Origin of the sequence: Roseovarius sp. MS2 (assembly GCF_051447875.1) — a bacterium.
Taxonomy (GTDB): domain Bacteria; phylum Pseudomonadota; class Alphaproteobacteria; order Rhodobacterales; family Rhodobacteraceae; genus Roseovarius; species Roseovarius mucosus_A.
In genome coordinates this window covers 547,920-567,167 of the sequence record NZ_JBKHVF010000001.1, presented here as the reverse complement: position 1 = coordinate 567,167, position 19,248 = coordinate 547,920, and the positions used below count along the sequence as shown (strand labels likewise).

Genomic DNA, 19,248 nt, shown 5'->3' with positions numbered 1-19,248 from the left:
CTGCGTTACTCCGCTGCGATGGGTTCGTAGATATGGGAGGGCAGATCATAGCCCCAGAGCCGGAAGCGTTCTGAATAGTGTGAGCGCACGCCGGTGGCGGTAAAATGGCCGATGATCTTGTTGTCGGGGGTCAGGCCCACGCGCTGAAAGCGGAAGATTTCCTGCATCGAGATGACATCACCCTCCATGCCGGTGATCTCGGTGATCGAGGTCATCCGGCGCGAGCCGTCCTGAAGGCGGCTGGCCTGAACGATGAGGTTGACGGCGCTGGCGATCTGGCTGCGTACCGCCTTGAGCGGCATTTCGAGCCCAGCCATGGCGACCATGTTTTCCAGACGGCTGATGCCGTCGCGGGGATTGTTGGCGTGGATTGTGGTCATCGACCCGTCATGGCCGGTGTTCATGGCCTGCAACATGTCGATCACCTCTTCACCGCGGGTTTCGCCCACGATGATCCGGTCGGGGCGCATCCGCAGCGCGTTCTTGAGACAGTCGCGGGGGGATACCTCGCCCTTGCCTTCGACGTTGGGCGGGCGGCTTTCCATTCGGCCGACGTGGATCTGTTGCAGTTGCAATTCGGCGGTGTCCTCGATTGTGAGGATGCGTTCATCATTGGCGATGAAAGAGGACAGCGCGTTGAGCGTGGTGGTTTTACCAGAGCCGGTACCGCCGGAGACGATGACGTTGAGGCGTGTGGCGACGGCGGCCTGGAGATAGGCGGCCATTTCCTCGGAAAAGGCCCCGAACTTCACCAGATCGTCGATCCCGAGCTTGTCCTTTTTGAATTTCCGGATGGACACAAGGCTGCCATCCACCGCAACGGGGGGCACCATCGCGTTAAAGCGCGAGCCATCGGCAAGGCGGGCGTCAACATAGGGGTTGGATTCGTCCACGCGCCGACCCACCGCCGACACGATCTTGTCGATGATGCGCAGAAGATGCTTTTCATCCTTGAAGGTGACGTCGCTGAGTTCGAGCTTGCCCGCGCGTTCGATAAAGATCTGATGTGGGCCGTTGACGAGAATGTCGTTGACCGTGTCATCCTTGAGCAGGGTTTCAAGAGGCCCGAGGCCCTTGACCTCGTCATAAAGCTCTTGCGTGAGCTGCATGCGGTCTTCGCGGTTGAGGACGATGCCCTTTTCTTCGAGAATTTCGCCGGCGATAGAGCTGATTTCGCTGCGCAGATCGGATTCTGTGGCCGAGTCGAGTGCGGCGAGATTGAGGTGGTCAAGCATCGCGCGGTGCAATTCGATCTTGATCTCGCTGATCCGATCTTTGCGCTTGCGCTCTTTGTCCACGCCGACGGCCACCGCTGCGACCTTGGGCAAGGGTTTGCGGAAGGACGGTAGGGCTGCGGCATCGACCGGTGCGGTCCGGGGGGCCGGTGCGGGTGTGGTGGAGGCCTTGGGGGCAGCCCGGTCACTGGGCGATTTCTTGTATCGAGAGAACATCTGGTCCTACCTTTGGTTAGGCGGCTTCGGCGTCGCTCTTGCCAAGAGCATGCAAGGAGCTGGCCAATTTGGCGATTTCGCGGCGCAGCGGGTTCTTGGCGGCACTGGAGGCCAGCGGTAGACCGTGATCCGAGCTTTGGCAGACGGCACGCCCGCCATCCGGCAAAAGCAGTTCGATCCGGATTTCGAGGCTTTCGGCCATGCGTTTGACGCGGCTCTTGCCGTTCAAATCTGTGAATTTTGGCGAGCGGTTGAGGCAATAGCGCAGCTTGTCCACGGGCAGATCCTCGGACTGCATGGCCCGTTTGATCCGCAAAGCGTTCTGGGCGGAGCGCATGTCAAGCTCGAGCGTGGCGAAATAGATTTGTGAGGCGTGCAAAACCGCTTCTGTCCACTGGACCAGCGATCCGGGCATGTCGATCACGACGTAATCGAAGTGTTTGCGCGCGAGGCTGAGAAGTTTGTTCACATCCTCGGAAGAAATCATATCAAGCGGAAGCACATCGGCGGGGGCGGTCAGCACCCAGAGTTTATCCTCAAAGGCGACCAGCGCCTGCCGGAAGATGTCATCATCCAGGGCCTCGGTATCGGACCACATTTCGAATACGACATCGCGGCGCGGAAGATCGAGATATGTCGCGACCGATCCGAACTGCAGGCCGAAATCCAGAAGGCACACGCGCGGCGGGCTGGCTTTTTCGACATTGGCCAGCTCCCATGCGAGATTGACTGCAAGGGTGGTGGCACCTGTCCCGCCCGATAATCCTTGCACCGCAAGGATCACGCCATCGCCAGCGGTTGGATTGGCGAGGGCAGGATGGGTTTGGGCCGCACTTTGGCTTTGAGGCATGGGCGGGGGCGCGTGGCGCAGGCGGTCGATAGCGGCCTGAAGCTCGCCCTCGGGCAGGGGGTAGGGGACAAATTCATCGGCACCCTGACGCAGCAATTGGTGCAGGGCGGCGGGGCTGACATCCTCGGCGATCAAAATGACCTTGATGCCTTTTTTGCTGGCCAGCGAGATAATCTCACCCAGCATGACGAGATCGTCTTCGTCGGCCTCGTCGATGGCGACGGCCACGAATTCCAAAGTGTTGGCCTCGGGCTGGTTGAAAAAGGCCAGCGCCTCGGCAAAGCCCAAATCGCCCCAAGATTCACCCAAGGCGGCCTCCATATCCTCGATCAGCAGGTCAAAGTTCTGCACGTCGCGGCTGATGGTGCAGGCAACGATCGGGTTGGGATCAGACTGTTTCGCTACACTACTCGTCATTCTCTCGGTCCTGTTCTTGCCGTCGCCCGGCGGTGATCGCCAATACGCGGGCTGGACATGGAAATACGGCCATCCAGCCCGGCACCGCATGCGACGGAAACCTTTGGCTAGGATGCAAGATGCGCGGGAATATTGGCGACATTTGGGCCAAAAGATCGTAATTGTGCGGTCTTTAGCGACAAAAAACCCGCCCAAAAGGGGCGGGTTTGAGGTGGTCCGTACAGAGCCGAACAGGGAGAAACTGGTGTTGGCGCGTTATCCGCCAGAGTCGTCGGAGCCAGAGGACGATTCGACATTGAGCAAGGTCGAGCGTGGCACAGCGCTGTTCACGTATTCGCGATAGACGACCTCGGCGTATTTGCCATCCATGATAATCGGATGCGATTGCACAAAGCCCGAGACTTCGGTCACGGTGCGCCGGTTGCGGCGTTCGCGGCCTTGGGTCACGATCAGCGGCTGGGTTTCGCCAAATGATGCCACCGCCTCGAGACGGGCACGGCTTATGCCCTGGCTGGTGAGGAAGGCGACCACGGCCTGAGCGCGGCGCATGCCGAGACTCTTGTTATAGCTGTCGGAGCCAACCGCGTCGGTGTGGCCATAGACGCGAAAGCGCACTTCGGGGAATTGACGTATCCACTGGGCCTGTTCGCGCAGGGTATCGCGTGCGCCTGCGTCCAGCTCTGCTGAGTTGAAGGCGAAGTTGACGGTGCTCATCACCTCGCTGGCAAAGCGATTGGCAAGATCGAAGGTATAGCTGCGCTCGCCGGTCATCACGAGGTGGTTGTTCATCACCGCCTCGCCGAAATGGCCATTATCCACATGCGCGCCCGCCTCTCCAAAATAGGATCGGTAGACCGCATCCTGCGAGGTGCAGGCAGTTGCGGCGATCAGCCCGGCGATTGCGAAAACATGTTTCATTGCCCGTTTCCCCCGCTCAATCCATCACATAGCCGTAGGACCCGGTGAAATCCTGCTTGGCAACCTCGCCAACGGGCCCCTTGTCACTCACGCCTCTGGCGACGCGGCCATTGAGGAAGAGATCTTTCTCTGAGGGCAGTTTCACGCGATCCGTGGGCAGGGCCAGTGCCTCGCCCCGGGAGGGTGAGACGAGATGGGCCGATACGATGATCACCAGTTCTGTCTGCGAGCGCTGGTAATCGGCGCTGCGGAAAAGGGCACCGAGAACCGGCACATCGCCCAGCCAAGGCACCTGACCGGCATTGTCGCGGAAATCATCCTGAAGCAGGCCTGCGATGGCAAAGCTTTCACCATCGCGCAGCGCCACAGTGGTCGACGTGTCGCGACGGCGAAAGGCAGGGATGGCAAAGCCGTTTGAAACCAAGGAGTTGGCCGTGTCGATGGAAGAAACTGCAGCGGCCATTTCGAGGTTGATAATGCCGTCGTCCACAACGCGCGGCACAAAGTTCAGCTCGACGCCGAAGGGTTTGAATTCGATCGACGTGGTGTCATTGTCCTGAGCCACGGGCACAGGGAATTCGCCACCAGCAAGAAACTTGGCCTCTTGGCCGGAGAGGGCGGTTAGGTTTGGTTCCGCCAAAGTGCGCACAACGCCTTTGGTTTCCAGCGCCTCGAGCAGGATGCCCACCTCGACCGAGCCTACGTCAAAGCCAAAGGCAAAGGCGGCGTTGTTCTCGTTCGTGCCCGGAATAGCCCCGGCAAGAGTGCCCAGCACACCGCCTTGTGTGTTGGTTGTGTTGGTGCCGCCGATCACGCCAACGCTATTGGCCCCGCGTGCGTCGATCGACAGCGAGGATGACAGCGCCTTGGACACGCTGCGTTGCATTTCGGCAAAGCGAACCTTGAGCATGACCTGTTGCTTGCCAGAGACCGACATCAGGTTGGACACGCGTTCAGGCGCATAGCGTTCGGCAAGATCAAGGGCGCGCTGCATGCGCGACGTGCTCGAGACCGTGCCGGAGATGACAATGCCGTCATTCGCGCTGCGAACCTCGATGGGTTCGCCCGGAAGGATCTGTTTCAGGCGTTCCTTGAATTCTTCGATATCGGTGCTGACATGCACGTCGATATTGGTAATGAGCTTGCCCAAGCCATCAAAGAGGCTGAGCGTTGTTCGGCCCGGTGTCTTGCCCAGCACATAGATTGTGCGTTCAGACAGGGTGGAGAAATCAGCAATCGCCGGGTTGGCAATGCTGAGCTCTGCGAAGGGAGAGTCGCTCTCGACCACAACGGCACGGTTCATCGCGACGCTGAGGGCGCTTGAAGTGCCATTGCGCACCACGCGGATGCTTTCCGCTTGTGCAGGTTGCGGCGCATGGCCTGCAACAAGCGCCAGCCCAAGAAGGGCCGCGCAAATATGTCTACGCAATTTCATGTGACCTGCCTTTCCGATCACGCCTCATTTTTCGGGTCTTAGCGCCCGCATTTGATTTACTTTGGGACAGTTCGGAATTTTTTTCAAGAATCAATACAGTTTTGCGTATTTTTCTTAGGAGTGTGTCTAATTTCCTGAACACGAAAAAGGCACCCGTGTGCGGGTGCCTTATCTCGACAATATGCAGCGTGTCAGTTGGTGCAGGGGATCGGGGTTTCGATCACCTCGGCACCCCGCCGGGTGCGGATGGTGCAGGTCTCGGGCAGGGGGGCCTGTTCGATCACCGCTTCGGCGGTGATGCCAAGCAACCTGTGTTGATCCACTTCGATCACCTCGGCCACCGTATCGTCAAGCGCGCCCACAAGCGACAGCGACAGACGCCCGGTCGATTGGGCCTGAGCAAGCGCCGCAACCTGTTGCGGTTTGACGGCGACGGTTACGGTGCGGGCGATGACCGTCTCGGAGGTATCCATGTCGGCCACCTGATCCACGGCAATGAGCTTGACCCCGTTTTCAATAAGTTTGGTCACTTCGCCCATGGAATTGCCTTCGGTGCGCATGTTCCCCGCGCCGACGCTGCCGGTCCAATAGATGTCGATGGTATCGCCGGGCCGAAGAAAGCCCGAAACACCGCTGGTCACATCGACCTTTATGGCAAAGGCGCGCATGCCGCGTTCGAGTTGCGAGGTGATGCCCACCTCTGCACCCGGCTCTGTCACCTTGACGGCCAAGATAGGCTCGTTCATTTCCATCCGCCGCAGGGCGCGGCGCGCGACGGTCTCGCCTTTCGGGAAAAGCTCTTCTGTCGCTTTGAACACGCCTTCGGGCAGGGATGTTTTGGGAAAGGCGGTGAGGCGCACCGCGTCTTTGTCGAGGGCCTCGCCATACTGCAAGGCGCGGGTGGCGACAAAAATGTCAACGGTTTCGATGACGGGGGCGCGTTGCTGACGCTCTGCCTCCAGTTGCCGCTGATATCCGTCGATGTAATTCTTGGCCATGTAGACAGCAAATCCCGCGAGCCCGAGGCCCACGATCAGCACCAATCCGAAAACTGCTCGCATGGGGTTTCCCTTTCATCGCAAGACGTGGTCCGGCATGTAACCGGAGATCAAAGCCTGTGATATCGCGCCATTGTGTCAAAATCAGGGACAAGCGGGGGCGATATAGCGCCATTAAGACGCGCGGGACATGGGTGGGGCAGGCAAGGAAATGGCCACGGATAGAACCTATCCGTGGCCATTTTAATTGAGTGCCTGATCCTGTGTCAGGCTCGGGCGCCTGGATTACTGCTGACCCAGGGTGCCGAGGTCGACAACTGTCGAGCCGCCCACTTCGGTGCCGATTGAGGTGGCGAGGTTGCCGATGCCGGTGCTGACGGTGGACACGCCGGCGATGCCGAGGCCAACGACTGCTGCGGTCAGCACGACCCAGTCAACCGTTACTGCGCCGTCTTCGTCTTTCGAGAAGTTTTTGAAGAATTTAATCATGGTTTGGTCCCTCCAAAGGATCAGTTGCTTGTGTTGTTACACCCGCTTCGGTTCAGGACCCCCAGTGTTTTATGGTCCGTTGCCGTCGTGGTGTGATGCCATATAGCCGGTCAAATCGGGCGGGAATTTGGCGTCACTGGACCAATTTTCGTGCACTCCAAAAATAGTTAGAGAAAAATCTTAAGATACTGAAAGATAACAAAAGAAACTCTGAAAAATTGTTTGAAAAAGGCTTTGAAGCAGGAATTGTGGCGCAAATGTGGGTGGTTCAGGTCATGGTAAGGAACAATGCTGGCGTGAAGCCCGGATATTTGCGATACTGGAGACAATAAATCAGAGGCAGAGCAGCGCCCGCTATGAGATTTTTATACCTTTTGGTGTCTGTTGCGATTCTCGCAGGGGCAGGCCCGCTTGCGGCGCAGGCGCCGCAGCCCTTTGCCGACTTCACCTTTAAGAGGGAAAAGGCGCCCGCACCGGGAACGCGGCGCGGGCCCTTGGTGCAGATTGAGCCTGCGCCGCCCGAACCGCCGCGCGCGGCGGTCGCGAACAAAGAGCCAGAGGCACCCGCCACACCGCGCGGGGCCGCCTATGGCTGGTTCTGGGAGAATGTGCCCGCCGATATCGGCACGGATGGCGCGCTGCGCCTGCGTGCGGCGATGGAGCATCTGGCCAAACCGCCCGCAGGCAAGGGCGTGAGCGCGCCGCGCCTGCAATCGGTGCAAGAGATTGCGCGGGCCGAAGGCGGGCATATTTTGAGCCAGACCATCGGCACGCAGATTTCGCCTGCATTGGTGTTGGCGGTGATCGCGGTTGAATCCTCGGGGCGGACGGCGGCGGTCAGTTCTGCCGGGGCGCAGGGGTTGATGCAGCTTATGCCGGATACAGCACGCCGCTTTGGTGTGACCGACAGCTTGGCACCCGCCGAGAATATTCGCGGCGGGGTGGCCTATCTTGATTGGCTGATGCGCGAGTTCAAAGGCGACGTGGTGCTGGCACTCGCGGGCTATAATGCAGGCGAGAACGCGGTCAAAAAGCATGGCGGTGTCCCGCCCTATACGGAAACCCGCGATTACATCCCCAAGGTTCTGGCCGCCTATGAGGTGGCGCGGGGCCTGTGCAAGACGCAGCCGGAGTTGATCACCGATGCCTGCGCGCTCAATCTTGCCATGAAGTAAGGGCCGGACCCTTGCGGTGCCCGGCCTTGGATTCTGGGAAACGATCGTCTGGTGACGATGGTTAAGTGATAGGGGTCAATTGACGATGGTCGCCTCGGTTGCGGCGCGCAATTCGTCTTCGGTGACACCTTCGGCCAACTCAACAATCTTCAGACCGCCCTCGACCACATCGAGCACACCCAAGTTCGAGATGATCCGGTTGACCACACCTGTCCCTGTCAGCGGCAGGGTGCAGGATTTGAGCACTTTCGATTCGCCGTGCTTGTTGGTGTGGTCCATGACCACCACCACGCGGCCCACGCCCGCCACAAGATCCATGGCGCCGCCCATCCCCTTGACCAGCTTGCCGGGGATCATCCAGTTGGCGAGATCGCCATTCTCGGCCACCTCCATCGCGCCAAGGATTGCCATGGCAATCTTGCCGCCCCGGATCATGCCAAAGGAGGTGGCGCTGTCGAAATAGCTGGTGTCGGGCAGTTCGGTGATGGTCTGCTTGCCCGCATTGATGAGGTCTGCGTCCTCCGTACCTGCAACGGGGAAGGGCCCCATGCCCAGCATGCCGTTTTCCGATTGCAGCGTGACATGCACGCCCTCGGGAATGAAATTGGGCACCAGCGTTGGAATGCCGATCCCAAGGTTCACATAGGTCCCGTCCTCGAGTTCGAGCGCCGCGCGGGCGGCCATCTGATTGCGATCCCAAGCCATTATGCTGCCCTCACGGTACGTTGTTCGATACGTTTCTCATGCGTGCCCTGCACCAAGCGGTGAACATAGATGCCCGGCGGGTGGATTTTGTCGGGGTCCAATTCGCCCGGTTGGACGATTTCCTCGACCTCCAGCACGCAGACCTTGCCGCACATGGCGGCAGGCGGGTTGAAGTTGCGCGCCGTCTTGCGGAAGATGGCGTTGCCGGTGGTGTCGGCCTTCCACGCCTTGACGATAGAGAGGTCGGCAAAGATGCCGCGTTCGAGAATATAGGTCTCGCCGTTGAACTCTTTATGTTCCTTGCCCTCGGCCACCTGAGTGCCGACGCCGGTCTTGGTGTAGAAACCCGGAATGCCGCAGCCGCCCGCGCGCATCCGCTCGGCCAGCGTGCCCTGTGGGTTGAATTCCAGCTCAAGCTCGCCGCTCAGATATTGGCGCATGAATTCGGCATTCTCGCCCACATAAGAGGACATCATTTTACGCACTTGCCGCGTTTGCAGCAGGATACCGATGCCGAAATCATCCACGCCCGCATTGTTGCTGGCAAAGGTCAGATCCTTGACGCCCGAGTCGCGGATCGCGGCCAAGAGCAATTCGGGAATGCCGCAGAGGCCAAAGCCGCCCGCTGCGATCAGCATGTCGTCACGCAAGAGCCCGTCCAGCGCTTCGGCGGCCGAGCCGTAAACCTTGTTCATGTGGAACCTCCTCCAGACAGTGGTTTAACCTTCCTATGCGGCGCAAGCCGGGCGCGAGTCAACGCGGCCCGCGTGCCATCGCATCGGAATAGGGATTTCTACGTAGGTGTGGGGGCCGCGCCGGGTTATTTCCCGGCGGCGGCGCGTTTGGCGGGGGCCTTGGCCGCAGCCTTGGTGGTGGTGGCCTTTTTGGGCGCAGCCTTTTTCGCGGCCGGTTTCTTGGCGGTCGTGGCTTTGGCGGCGGTCTTTCGCGCTTTGCCCGGCTTTGTGGCCTTGGCGGCAATCGCGGCGACGGCCATTTCCATGGTCACATCGTCAGGTTCTGTGCCCTTGGGCAGGGTGGCATTGACCTTGTCCCATTTGATATAGGGGCCGTAGCGCCCTTCGAGGATCTGGATCGGGCCGCCATTCTCGGGGTGTTCGCCCAGATCGCGCAGCGCCTTGGCCGCCGCGCGCCCGCGCCCGCCGGGGTTGGCACGTTTGGCGGCCAAGAGTTCGACGGCGCGATTCATGCCGATTTCAAACACGTCGTTGGGGTCTTTGAGATTGGCGTAGACGGGCTTGGCCTCGTCCGGCAGTTGATGCATGAGATAGGGGCCGAAACGCCCGAAATTGGCGGAAATCATCCCGCCCTCGGGGTGTTGGCCCACGTCACGCGGCAGGCTGAGCAGGGTAAGCGCCTTTTCCAGCGTCATGGCCTCGGCTGTCCAGCCTTTGGGCAGGCTGGCGCGGTCGGGCTTTTTGTTCTCTTCGGTCGCCTCGCCGCGTTGCACGTAAGGGCCAAAGCGGCCAGAGCGCAGGGAAATTTCGTTGCCCGCCTCATCTTGCCCCAAGATACGGTCGCCATTTTCCCCAGCATCGCCGCCAATCGGGCGGGTGTAGCGGCATTCGGGATAATTGCCGCAGCCGACAAACCCGCCGGAGCGCGAGGTTTTCACATGCAGCTGACCCGTGCCGCAGAGCGGGCATTGGCGCGGGTCGCTGCCATCCTCACGCGGAGGGTAAAGCGTGGGAGAGAGGGCCGCGTCGAGCACATCGAGCACTTCGGTGATGCGCAATTCCGAGGTTTCGGCGATTGCGGCGGAGAAATCGCGCCAGAAGCGGGCGAGGATTTCTTTGTAATCCGCCTCGCCAGCGCTGACGCGATCCAGATCCTCTTCGAGATTGGCGGTGAATTCGTAGCCCACGTATTTGCGGAAGAAGTTGATCAGAAAGATCGTGACAATGCGGCCCTTATCCTCTGGGAAGAGGCGGTTTTGTTCCTTGCGGACATATTCACGGTCCTGAATCGTGGTCAGGACGCTGGCATAGGTCGAGGGGCGGCCGATGCCCAGTTCTTCCATTTTCTTGACCAAGGTCGCCTCGGTGTAGCGGGGCGGCGCTTGGGTAAAGTGTTGCAGGCCAAGAATGGATTCGTTGGGCGAGAGCACGGCGGCGGTTGTTTCGGCCCCATCGCTGGCGCGGGCAAATTCGCTGCGCAGCGACGATTTGGCAAAGGCGGCGGGCTCGCCCTGCATGATCTGGGGCAGGCGGCCATCGTCGTCGTCGCCGGTGGGGACATCATCGCGGCCCTCTTCATAGACTTTGAGAAAGCCCTCGAAGAGCATCACCTGTCCGGTGGCGCGCAGGCCGACCTGACCATCATTGCTGCCGATCTCGACGGTGGTGCGCTCCATGCGAGCGGCCTCCATCTGGCAGGCGAGGGTGCGTTTCCAGATGAGATCGTAAAGCTTGCGCTGATCTGCGTCAGAGGTTTTGATATGGCCCGCGTCGCGCGTCATGTCTGTGGGGCGGATACATTCATGCGCCTCTTGGGCGTTCTTGGCCTTGTTTTTGTACATGCGGGGCGATTTCGGCAGATATTCCGGGCCAAACCGATCCTTGATCGCATCGCGCGCGGCCATCACGGCCTCGGGCGCCATGTCGATCCCGTCGGTACGCATATAGGTGATATATCCCGCCTCATAGAGCCGTTGCGCGGCGGACATGCACTGCTTGGCGCCCATGCCGAATTTGCGGCTGGCCTCTTGTTGCAGCGTCGAAGTCATAAAGGGGGCGGAGGGATTGCGGCTGGCCGGTTTCGCCTCGACCGAGGTGACGGTGAGGGCGCGGGAGGTGATGGCCTGCACCGCCATTTCGGCCTGAGTGGCGTTCTCCAGATCGAATTTATCGAGCTTCTTGCCCGCAAGGGAGACCAGCCGCGCCTCATAGTCTTGGCCGCGCGGCGTGGTCAGCAGCGCCTTGACGGACCAGTATTCGCGGGCTGTGAACGCCTCGATTTCCATCTCGCGCTCGACGATGAGGCGCAGGCAGACCGATTGCACACGCCCCGCCGAGCGTGCGCCGGGCAGTTTGCGCCAGAGCACCGGGCTAAGGTTGAAACCCACGAGGTAGTCCAGCGCGCGGCGTGCGAGATAGGCCTCGACCAAGGGCGCATCGACCTGACGGGGATTTTTCATCGCCTCGGTCACGGCGGATTTGGTGATGGCGTTGAACACCACGCGGCTAACGGGCGTGTCTTTGTTGATCGCCTTGCGTTTGCGAAGGGTCTCTTCAAGGTGCCAGCTAATGGCCTCGCCTTCGCGGTCGGGGTCGGTGGCGAGGATAAGGGCGTTATCATCCTTGAGGGCGTCGGCGATGGCCTTGACGTGCTTGCGGCTGTCGGGGCCCACCTCCCATGTCATGTCAAAGCCGTTCTCGGTATCGACCGATCCATCCTTGGCGGGCAGGTCGCGCACATGGCCATAGCTTGCCAGAACCGTGTAACCGTCGCCCAGATACTTGTTGATCGTCTTGGCTTTGGCGGGCGATTCGACAACGACAACGGGCATGGGCACTCCTTCCGGCTCTGGTCGAGGCTTATGGCGGCGCACCATGTGGGCTGGCAAGGGGAATTGTCAATCTGGCCGTAAGGGTTGCAAGAGCGCGACCTTATGACCCTATGCAGTGTATTGGCGATTGCGCGAGGGCCAGAAGGCCGCCCGGATGCCGTGTGATGCGCCCGTCAAGTTCGAGGTCAAGAAGCGCGGGGGCGACCCGGTGGGCCGGGGTGGCCAGATCGCGGATGAGCTGATCCTCGGCCAGAGGAGAGGGCCCGAGACGGTTGAGGATCTGGGCGTGAAGGCCCGCGATGTCGCGGAGTGTGGGCGTGGGGGGCAGGGGCAATTCGGTCTGGGATGCTGTTGCGATGCTTGGCACCTGTGGTAGCGCGTCGATCACATCCTCGGCGTTGCGGATCAGGGTGGCCCCGTCGCGGATCAGCATATTGCAGCCGCTGGCGCGGGCATCAATCGGGTGGCCGGGCACGGCCATCACCTCGCGCCCTTGATCGAGCGCGGTGCGGGCGGTGATGAGCGAGCCGGATTTCGCGGCAGCCTCGACCACGACCACCGCCTGTGCCAAGCCACTGACCAGCCGGTTGCGGCTGGGAAAATGCCGGGCTTGCGGGATAAGGCCGATGGGCTGTTCCGAGAGGCGCAGGCCGGAGGCGAGGATATCGCCCGCGAGTTTGGTATTCTCTGCCGGATAGATGACATCCACCCCGCCGGCCATGACCGCGATGGTGCCCGCCTCAAGACTGCCCAGATGTGCCGCGGTATCAACGCCACGTGCGAGGCCTGAAACGATCAGATAGCCCCGCGCCGAGAGATCGGCGGCCAGTGATCTGGCCATGCGCGTTCCCAAGGACGAGGCGTTTCGCGCGCCCACAAGGGCGATCATCGGGCGGGCAAGAAGGGCCGCATCACCCATCACCCAGAGAAGCGGGGGGCAATCGGAGATGTCCTTCAACTGGGTTGGAAAGCCGGGGTCTGCCAAGGTGAGGAGCCGCGCGCCGACTGCGTGGCCTGCGCGCAACTCGGCCTCGGCCACGCCGGGGGGCAGGGGGTGTAATCGGGCACACCGGCGGCGCGGGCCACCTCGGGCAGGGCGGCAAGCGCCGCCTGAGCGCTGCCATGTTCCGCCAGCAGGCGGTGAAAGGTGGCCGGACCGACCCGGCGAGAGCGCAAGAGGCGAAGCCACGACACCCGGTCATCTTCCGTGGTGGGTGGGAGTGGGGGGTGAGTGGGAGGATGAGTAAGTTTGGGCATCCGTGACCTCGCCTGCTTGCAAGACCATGGATAGCGTGAAGAGGGTTAACGCATGGTAAACCGTGCCTGGGTGAGTCATAGATTTTTGGAAAAAATTACTTAAGTATATGATATTTAATATTGATTATTTTTGGTTTGAGGCTTGGGGCAGGTCGGCAAGGCGTCCGAGGCAGATGGCAGGCAAGGGGCCAAAGGGCGCATGTGTTAAGCGATGGGGCGATGCATTCTGAGAATTAAGAGGTAGAGGCCGCCGCGTTTCAGCGATCCGGCGTCTGATCAGACTGCCCAACGCTATATTGTGCATCCAGCTTTGCGCGGTCTGTGTCGGTCACGGCCCGGTTGCGCACGCTTGTTGCGAAACGTAGGACGTAACCATCCGGGTCCATGATCAAAAACTGACGCCGCGTGTCCATGCAGTCCGTTTTCCAGATGTCGGCTTCGTAGATGGTGATCAATGGCTTCGCGCCGCGAGACAGGACCGTCTCATACAATTTATCGACGTCCGGAACCATGAATTGAAAGTTGACGCCTCGGCCATAGGGGTGATCCATGTGATCTGGTTGCCACGGCACCCAAGTGCCATCCAATTGCCAATGCGCGAGCATGATTTGCGCGCCGTGTAATGTCAGATAGGCGTGGGGGTCGTGCCCTCTTTGTTGGGCGACCTCGAAGCCAAGGATATTGGTGTAAAACTCGAAGGAGACCTCGAAGCCTGAGCACCACAACTCGGGCACCAGAGGGTTGATTGCAAATGTCATCCCGTTCTCCGCAGACGCACGCTTGTGTCCAGTAGCGTCGTACCTGACCGCTAGAGGTCAAGGAAAAAGGGGGGACGATACAGGCTGACAATGGCTGTTCATAAGGTGAGGGCGTTTCGCGCCTTGTTCCTCACGCCGCCGACCCCCCTACCGTCAACCCGCCGATCAGCACTGTGGGTTGGCCCACGCCCACGGGCACCCATTGGCCCTGTTTGCCGCAATTTCCCATGCCGGGATCAAGCGTCATGTCATTGCCCAAGCCCCGGATTTGCTGGAGCGCGGTGGCGCCGTCGCCGATGAGGGTGGCCCCTTTGACGGGCGCGCCGATCTTGCCGTCTTTGACGCGGTAGGCCTCGGTGCAGGAAAAGACGAATTTGCCGTTGGTGATATCGACCTGCCCGCCGCCAAAGCCCACGGCATAGATGCCGTCCTTCAACTCGGCCACCAGATCGCCCGGTGTGGCGTCTCCGCCCAGCATATAGGTGTTGGTCATGCGCGGCATGGGCGCGTGGGCATAGCTTTCGCGGCGTCCGTTGCCGGTGGGGGCCACGCCCATCAGGCGGGCATTCTGGCGATCCTGCATATAGCCCACCAGAATGCCATCCTCGATCAGGACATTGCGGGCGGAGGGCGTGCCTTCGTCGTCGATGGTGATGCTGCCGCGCCGGTCGGGGAGGGTGCCATCATCCAGAACGGTGACGCCGGGGGACGCGATACGTTGGCCCATGAGACCGGCAAAAGCAGAGGAGCCTTTGCGATTGAAATCGCCCTCAAGCCCGTGGCCGATGGCCTCGTGCAAGAGGATACCGGGCCAGCCGGGGCCAAGTACAACATCCATGGTGCCTGCGGGTGCCGGTTCGGCACGGAGGTTGACGAGGGCCACGCGCAGCGCCTCTTGGGTCTTGGCCTGCCAGTCGGCGGGATCAAGCAGGCCGTCAAGACCGACGCGCCCGCCGCCCCCGGCGCTGCCGCTTTCGCGGCGGCCCTCTTGCTCGACGATGATCGAGACATTGACGCGGGTCATGGGGCGAATGTCTTGCAGGTCTTGGCCATCGGGGCGCAGGATCACGACCTCTTGCAACGACGCGGCAATCGAGGCTGTGACCTGCACCACGCGGGGATCAAGGCCGCGCGCGAAGGCGTCAATCTCGCGCAGGGTGTCGAGTTTCACCGGGAAACTGGCCCCGGCGATGGGATCGGCATCGGTATAGAGGCGGCGATTCGTAGGCGTGGGCCCGGCTGCCAGGGTGCCCCCGCCTGCGCCGACGGCCAAGCGGGCGGTTTCTACCGCGCGTTTGAGCGCGGCCTCGGTCACTTCGGAGGAATGTGCGTAGCCCGTAACCTCGCCACGCACGGCGCGCAGGCCCAACCCCTCGGAGGCGTCATAGGACGCGGTCTTGACCCGGCCATCGTCGAACATCAGCCCTTCGGCGCGGCGGCGTTCAAAGAAGAGCTCGCCATCGTCGGCCCCATGGGTCGCCTCACGCAGGCGGGACAGGGCGGTGGCACGGTCGAGCAGGGTCTCGAAAGGGCGAAAGGCGGTGTCGGTCATTGGGATTCTCTCTCTGCGGCGCGGTCCGGGGGCGCGTTAATTTGATTTAAATCAAAAAAGCGTCCGTTTGCCGCAATGGTCTTTCTTGTCGTTTCAGGCAGAATATGGTTTTAGACGACACCGAGACAATGGGATTCCGCCGGGCGGCGGGGTGACCTTCGCAAAAAGACATGAACCGCTTTAACCGATCAGGGTGTAAAATGCGACTAACTTCCAGCCTTATGGCGGCCATGACCGCCTTTCTCGCCCTTCCTGCCATGGCTCAAGAGGGGCTTGAGATCGTAGGAAAGCCCGTTGACGGCAAGATGGGCTTTCAGCCGGCGGCAACCGAGCTTGCGCGGGATTTGCAATGGCTGGACGGGATGATCAACGTGATCATCATCGCGATCGTGATCTTTGTGACCGCGTTGCTGGTGATCGTCATGATCCGCTACAACCGCAAGACCAATGCAACACCGGCCAGTTTCACGCATAACTCGCCGATCGAGATTGCCTGGACGATCATTCCCATCGTGATCCTTGTCTTTATCGGGGCCTTCTCGTTGCCGGTGCTGTTCAAGCAGCAGGAAATTCCCGAGGGCGAGATCAACATCAAGGTGACGGGCTATCAGTGGTACTGGGGCTATGAATATACCGACCACGATTTTGCCTTTGACAGCTATATGATCGGTGCCCCGGCGACGGGTGGCGACAACCGCATGACCCCCGAAGTCGAGGCGCAGCTGATCGAGGCCGGTTACAGCAAGGATGAGTTCCTGCTGGCTACCGATACCTCGGTCGTCGTGCCCGTGGGCAAGACCGTTGTCATGACCGTGACTGGCGCAGATGTGATTCACAGCTGGACCATCCCCGCCTTTGGCGTGAAGCAGGATGCGGTGCCGGGGCGTCTGGCGCAGCTTTGGTTCAATGCCGAGAAGGAAGGCGTGTACTTTGGCCAGTGTTCAGAGCTTTGCGGTCAGGCCCATGCCTATATGCCGATCACCGTCAAGGTGGTGAGCGAAGAGGCCTATGCCGAGTGGCTGGATGGCGCGATCGAGGAATATGCCGGTACGCCGCGGTCCGTGGATGTGGCGCAGGCTGACTAAAGCAGACCGGGGTGCGCGCAATCTGTCCGCGCCCCAATCATGCCACGTAAGGGGCGCAGCCCTTGCGCCCCTTGGCCGGAGACTGAAATGAGCGATGCGAGCCTGAACACAGCCAGCCCCGTCAGCCGCGCCCAGGAGGGTGAGGCCGGATTTGGCGATTTCTTTGCCCTGCTCAAGCCGCGGGTGATGACGCTGGTGGTGTTTACGGCGCTGGTCGGTCTTTTGGCGGCGCCGGTGGGCGTGCATCCGGTCATCGGTTTTGCGGCGATCCTCTTCATTGCTGTAGGCGGCGGCGCTGCGGGCGCGCTCAATATGTGGTGGGAATCGGATATTGATGCGCTGATGAAGCGCACGCAAAAGCGGCCCATTCCGGCGGGCAAGGTCACGCGGGACGAGGCCTTTGCCTTTGGGATCACGCTGGCGGTGATGTCGGTGGTCATGCTGTGGCTGGCGACCAACGCGTTGGCGGCTGGCATCTTGGCCTTTACGATTTTCTTTTACGTGGTCATCTATACCATCGGGCTGAAGCGTTGGACGCCGCAGAATATCGTCATTGGTGGTGCTGCGGGTGCGTTCCCTCCGATGATTGGCTGGGCTGCGGTGACGGGCACGGTGAGCCTTGAATCGGTGCTGATGTTTGCGCTGATTTTCATGTGGACGCCGCCGCATTTCTGGGCGCTGGCACTGTTCATGCGCGGCGATTACGACACGGCGGGCGTGCCGATGCTGACGGTGACGCATGGGCGGCGCGCGACGCGGGTGCATATCCTTGTTTACACGGTGCTCTTGGCGGCGCTGGCGATTGGGGCTGCGTTCACCGGGATCGGCGGGCCGGTGTATCTGGCGGTTGCGGTGGTCTTTAACGCGCTCTTTCTGCGGGACGCGGTTGCGATCTGGCGGCGGGATGAGGATCAGGCGGAGGCCGATAACTACCGCGTCGAAAAGCGGGCGTTCAAGCTGTCGCTCTGGTATCTTTTCGCGCATTTCACGGCCATTCTTGCCGAGGCGGCGCTGGGCGGGTTTGGCTTGGGTGGCTGGTCATGAGCTTTCGCGAGGAACATGAGCTGCACAAGCGCCGGTTTGGCCGCAATCTGGGCCTTGGCCTTGTGCTGGCAGGGTTTGTTGCGCTGGTGTTCGGCATGACGATTGCCAAAGTCTCGGACGATGGATTCGCCGTGCCCAAGATCGAACAGGGGGAGAATTGATGGCGCTTGATCCGAAATTCAAGACCGTGACCCAGACTGTTGGCGTGGTCGTCCTGATGGGCGGGCTCGCTTGGGCGTCGGTGCCGTTCTACGACTGGTTTTGCCGCGTGACTGGCTTTGGCGGGGCGACAGGCGTGTCAGAAGTGGCAAGCGACGATGTTCTGGAGCAAACCGTCAAAGTGCGGTTCGACGCCAGCAAAGAGCGCGATATGCCTTGGGAATTCAAACCCATGGAGCGCCAGATGGAAATTCGCATCGGTGAGACAGGGCTGGCCTTTTACGAGGCCTACAACCCCACTGACCGCGCAGTCGCCGGATCAGCCAGCTATAATGTCACGCCCTATGAGGCGGGTGGCTTTTTCACCAAGATCGACTGTTTCTGTTTTGAACAACAGGTGCTACAGCCGGGTGAGCGGGTTCAGATGCCCGTGACCTTTTACGTCGACCCAGAGATCGTGACCGACCGTGACGCGAAATACGTACATACGATCACGCTGTCCTACACGTTCCACGAAATTGACCTGCCCGAGGAGCAAGCCGCGCTTGAGCAGGGGACCAACAACGATAAAAACCTGAACTGAGCCTTCGACGAGGGATAAGACAAAGATGGCACACGAGAAAAACCACGATTACCACATTCTGCCCCCCTCAATCTGGCCGTTGCTCGGCTCTTTGGCGGGGTTCGTCATGCTCTTTGGGGCGGTCCTGTTCTTTCACGATCATGGGCCTTGGATGCTCTTGGCGGGTCTGGTCGGCGTGCTTTACGTCATGTTCGGCTGGTGGGCCGATGTGGTGAACGAGGGGCAGACCGGCGATCACACTCCGGTCGTGCGGATCGGCCTGCGCTATGGCTTTATCATGTTCATCATGTCCGAAGTGATGTTCTTTGCCGCGTGGTTCTGGAGCTTTTTCAAGCATGCCATGTATCCGATGGGCGAAAACTCTCCGATGGTCGATGGCGTCTGGCCGCCTGTCGGGATCGAGACCTTTGATCCTTGGCATCTGCCGCTGATCAATACGCTGATCCTGCTCTGCTCGGGCTGTGCTGCGACATGGGCACACCATGCGCTGGTGCATGAGAACAATCGTCAGGACGTAAAGCGCGGGCTGATGATCGCGATTGCGCTGGGTGCGATCTTTACCGTGTTCCAGGCCTATGAATATAGCCACGCGGCCTTTGGCTTTTCCGGCAATATCTACGGTGCCAACTTCTTTATGGCGACGGGCTTTCACGGGGCGCATGTGGTGATCGGTACGATTTTCCTCTTTGTCTGCCTGATCCGGGTGCAAAAGGGGCATTTCACGCCGCAACAGCACGTGGGCTTTGAAGCGGCCGCTTGGTATTGGCACTTTGTCGATGTGGTCTGGCTGTTCCTGTTCGCCGCGATCTACATCTGGGGCGCGTGACGATCTTTTAAATAAGATCG

The 19,248-nt window shown here is 60.6% G+C and carries 17 protein-coding genes and 1 pseudogene; 6 read left to right on the top strand and 12 right to left on the bottom strand.

Annotated elements, in window-relative coordinates; all coding sequences use genetic code 11:
• Positions 1-5: 5 nt before the first annotated feature.
• From ACLGGT_RS02895 to ACLGGT_RS02870, 6 genes are all read right to left on the bottom strand, one after another.
• Entirely contained in the window at positions 6-1,451 is a 1,446-nt protein-coding gene (locus tag ACLGGT_RS02895) for a CpaF family protein (protein WP_151976709.1), read from the bottom strand.
• A gap of 16 nt (positions 1,452-1,467) precedes the next feature.
• Positions 1,468-2,718 carry an AAA family ATPase gene (locus tag ACLGGT_RS02890; RefSeq protein ID WP_008279126.1) on the bottom strand — a complete coding sequence of 417 codons (1,251 nt, stop codon included), beginning with the start codon at positions 2,716-2,718 and terminating at the stop codon, positions 1,468-1,470.
• Positions 2,719-2,973: 255 nt separating this feature from the next.
• Positions 2,974-3,636 carry an OmpA family protein gene (locus ACLGGT_RS02885; RefSeq protein WP_008279125.1) on the bottom strand — a complete coding sequence of 221 codons (663 nt, stop codon included), beginning with the start codon at positions 3,634-3,636 and terminating at the stop codon, positions 2,974-2,976.
• Positions 3,637-3,652: 16 nt separating this feature from the next.
• The gene (locus ACLGGT_RS02880; RefSeq protein WP_008279124.1) at positions 3,653-5,071 is read right to left on the bottom strand and encodes a type II and III secretion system protein family protein; all 1,419 of its coding nucleotides are present in this window, start codon (positions 5,069-5,071) and stop codon (positions 3,653-3,655) included.
• Positions 5,072-5,262: 191 nt separating this feature from the next.
• Positions 5,263-6,132, bottom strand: a complete 870-nt coding sequence (gene cpaB / locus ACLGGT_RS02875) for a Flp pilus assembly protein CpaB (protein ID WP_008279123.1) — start codon at positions 6,130-6,132, stop codon at positions 5,263-5,265.
• A gap of 222 nt (positions 6,133-6,354) precedes the next feature.
• On the bottom strand, positions 6,355-6,558 hold the full coding sequence (locus tag ACLGGT_RS02870; RefSeq protein WP_008279121.1) for a Flp family type IVb pilin: 204 nt from the start codon (positions 6,556-6,558) through the stop codon (positions 6,355-6,357).
• A 356-nt stretch (positions 6,559-6,914) separates the two neighbouring features.
• Here ACLGGT_RS02870 and ACLGGT_RS02865 point away from each other — a divergent pair, with 356 nt between their 5' ends.
• Entirely contained in the window at positions 6,915-7,733 is an 819-nt protein-coding gene (locus ACLGGT_RS02865) for a lytic transglycosylase domain-containing protein (protein ID WP_081506842.1), read from the top strand.
• 75 nt (positions 7,734-7,808) lie between these two features.
• Here ACLGGT_RS02865 and ACLGGT_RS02860 read toward each other — a convergent pair whose 3' ends face one another.
• The 6 genes and pseudogenes from ACLGGT_RS02860 to tldD form a co-directional block, all read right to left on the bottom strand.
• The gene (locus ACLGGT_RS02860) at positions 7,809-8,438 is read right to left on the bottom strand and encodes a 3-oxoacid CoA-transferase subunit B (RefSeq protein WP_008279119.1); all 630 of its coding nucleotides are present in this window, start codon (positions 8,436-8,438) and stop codon (positions 7,809-7,811) included.
• On the bottom strand, positions 8,438-9,133 hold the full coding sequence (locus ACLGGT_RS02855; RefSeq protein ID WP_437195006.1) for a CoA transferase subunit A: 696 nt from the start codon (positions 9,131-9,133) through the stop codon (positions 8,438-8,440). Before ACLGGT_RS02855 ends, ACLGGT_RS02860 begins: the two co-directional genes overlap by 1 nt.
• A gap of 125 nt (positions 9,134-9,258) precedes the next feature.
• Entirely contained in the window at positions 9,259-11,964 is a 2,706-nt protein-coding gene (gene topA / locus ACLGGT_RS02850; RefSeq protein ID WP_437195005.1) for a type I DNA topoisomerase, read from the bottom strand.
• A 100-nt stretch (positions 11,965-12,064) separates the two neighbouring features.
• Positions 12,065-13,221: pseudogene (gene dprA / locus ACLGGT_RS02845) on the bottom strand (DNA-processing protein DprA).
• A 257-nt stretch (positions 13,222-13,478) separates the two neighbouring features.
• The gene (locus tag ACLGGT_RS02840; protein WP_437195004.1) at positions 13,479-13,979 is read right to left on the bottom strand and encodes a VOC family protein; all 501 of its coding nucleotides are present in this window, start codon (positions 13,977-13,979) and stop codon (positions 13,479-13,481) included.
• Between the two features lie 130 nt (positions 13,980-14,109).
• Positions 14,110-15,531, bottom strand: coding sequence for a metalloprotease TldD (gene tldD / locus ACLGGT_RS02835; RefSeq protein WP_437195003.1), 1,422 nt, complete (start codon positions 15,529-15,531; stop codon positions 14,110-14,112).
• A 200-nt stretch (positions 15,532-15,731) separates the two neighbouring features.
• Here tldD and coxB point away from each other — a divergent pair, with 200 nt between their 5' ends.
• The 5 genes from coxB (at position 15,732) to ACLGGT_RS02810 (ending at position 19,228) form a co-directional block, all read left to right on the top strand.
• On the top strand, positions 15,732-16,616 hold the full coding sequence (gene coxB / locus ACLGGT_RS02830) for a cytochrome c oxidase subunit II (RefSeq protein WP_037296651.1): 885 nt from the start codon (positions 15,732-15,734) through the stop codon (positions 16,614-16,616).
• A gap of 87 nt (positions 16,617-16,703) precedes the next feature.
• A complete protein-coding gene (gene cyoE, locus ACLGGT_RS02825; protein ID WP_437195001.1) occupies positions 16,704-17,660 on the top strand; it encodes a heme o synthase in 957 nt (318 codons plus the stop codon).
• Positions 17,657-17,821 (top strand): hypothetical protein, encoded by a 165-nt coding sequence (locus tag ACLGGT_RS02820; RefSeq protein WP_008279111.1) that lies wholly within the window; start codon positions 17,657-17,659, stop codon positions 17,819-17,821. Before cyoE ends, ACLGGT_RS02820 begins: the two co-directional genes overlap by 4 nt.
• Positions 17,821-18,402 carry a cytochrome c oxidase assembly protein gene (locus ACLGGT_RS02815; protein ID WP_008279110.1) on the top strand — a complete coding sequence of 194 codons (582 nt, stop codon included), beginning with the start codon at positions 17,821-17,823 and terminating at the stop codon, positions 18,400-18,402. The genes ACLGGT_RS02820 and ACLGGT_RS02815 overlap by 1 nt, the downstream gene beginning before the upstream one ends.
• Positions 18,403-18,427: 25 nt before the next feature.
• Entirely contained in the window at positions 18,428-19,228 is an 801-nt protein-coding gene (locus ACLGGT_RS02810; protein WP_008279109.1) for a cytochrome c oxidase subunit 3, read from the top strand.
• Positions 19,229-19,248: the final 20 nt, after the last annotated feature.

Coding starts and splice junctions, on each gene's coding strand:
- ACLGGT_RS02895 (WP_151976709.1), bottom strand. CDS start 1,451: ATGTTCTCTCGATACAAGAAATCGCCCAGTGACCGGGCTGCCCCCAAG.
- ACLGGT_RS02890 (WP_008279126.1), bottom strand. CDS start 2,718: ATGACGAGTAGTGTAGCGAAACAGTCTGATCCCAACCCGATCGTTGCC.
- ACLGGT_RS02885 (WP_008279125.1), bottom strand. CDS start 3,636: ATGAAACATGTTTTCGCAATCGCCGGGCTGATCGCCGCAACTGCCTGC.
- ACLGGT_RS02880 (WP_008279124.1), bottom strand. CDS start 5,071: ATGAAATTGCGTAGACATATTTGCGCGGCCCTTCTTGGGCTGGCGCTT.
- cpaB (WP_008279123.1), bottom strand. CDS start 6,132: ATGCGAGCAGTTTTCGGATTGGTGCTGATCGTGGGCCTCGGGCTCGCG.
- ACLGGT_RS02870 (WP_008279121.1), bottom strand. CDS start 6,558: ATGATTAAATTCTTCAAAAACTTCTCGAAAGACGAAGACGGCGCAGTA.
- ACLGGT_RS02865 (WP_081506842.1), top strand. CDS start 6,915: ATGAGATTTTTATACCTTTTGGTGTCTGTTGCGATTCTCGCAGGGGCA.
- ACLGGT_RS02860 (WP_008279119.1), bottom strand. CDS start 8,438: ATGGCTTGGGATCGCAATCAGATGGCCGCCCGCGCGGCGCTCGAACTC.
- ACLGGT_RS02855 (WP_437195006.1), bottom strand. CDS start 9,133: ATGAACAAGGTTTACGGCTCGGCCGCCGAAGCGCTGGACGGGCTCTTG.
- topA (WP_437195005.1), bottom strand. CDS start 11,964: ATGCCCGTTGTCGTTGTCGAATCGCCCGCCAAAGCCAAGACGATCAAC.
- ACLGGT_RS02840 (WP_437195004.1), bottom strand. CDS start 13,979: ATGACATTTGCAATCAACCCTCTGGTGCCCGAGTTGTGGTGCTCAGGC.
- tldD (WP_437195003.1), bottom strand. CDS start 15,531: ATGACCGACACCGCCTTTCGCCCTTTCGAGACCCTGCTCGACCGTGCC.
- coxB (WP_037296651.1), top strand. CDS start 15,732: ATGCGACTAACTTCCAGCCTTATGGCGGCCATGACCGCCTTTCTCGCC.
- cyoE (WP_437195001.1), top strand. CDS start 16,704: ATGAGCGATGCGAGCCTGAACACAGCCAGCCCCGTCAGCCGCGCCCAG.
- ACLGGT_RS02820 (WP_008279111.1), top strand. CDS start 17,657: ATGAGCTTTCGCGAGGAACATGAGCTGCACAAGCGCCGGTTTGGCCGC.
- ACLGGT_RS02815 (WP_008279110.1), top strand. CDS start 17,821: ATGGCGCTTGATCCGAAATTCAAGACCGTGACCCAGACTGTTGGCGTG.
- ACLGGT_RS02810 (WP_008279109.1), top strand. CDS start 18,428: ATGGCACACGAGAAAAACCACGATTACCACATTCTGCCCCCCTCAATC.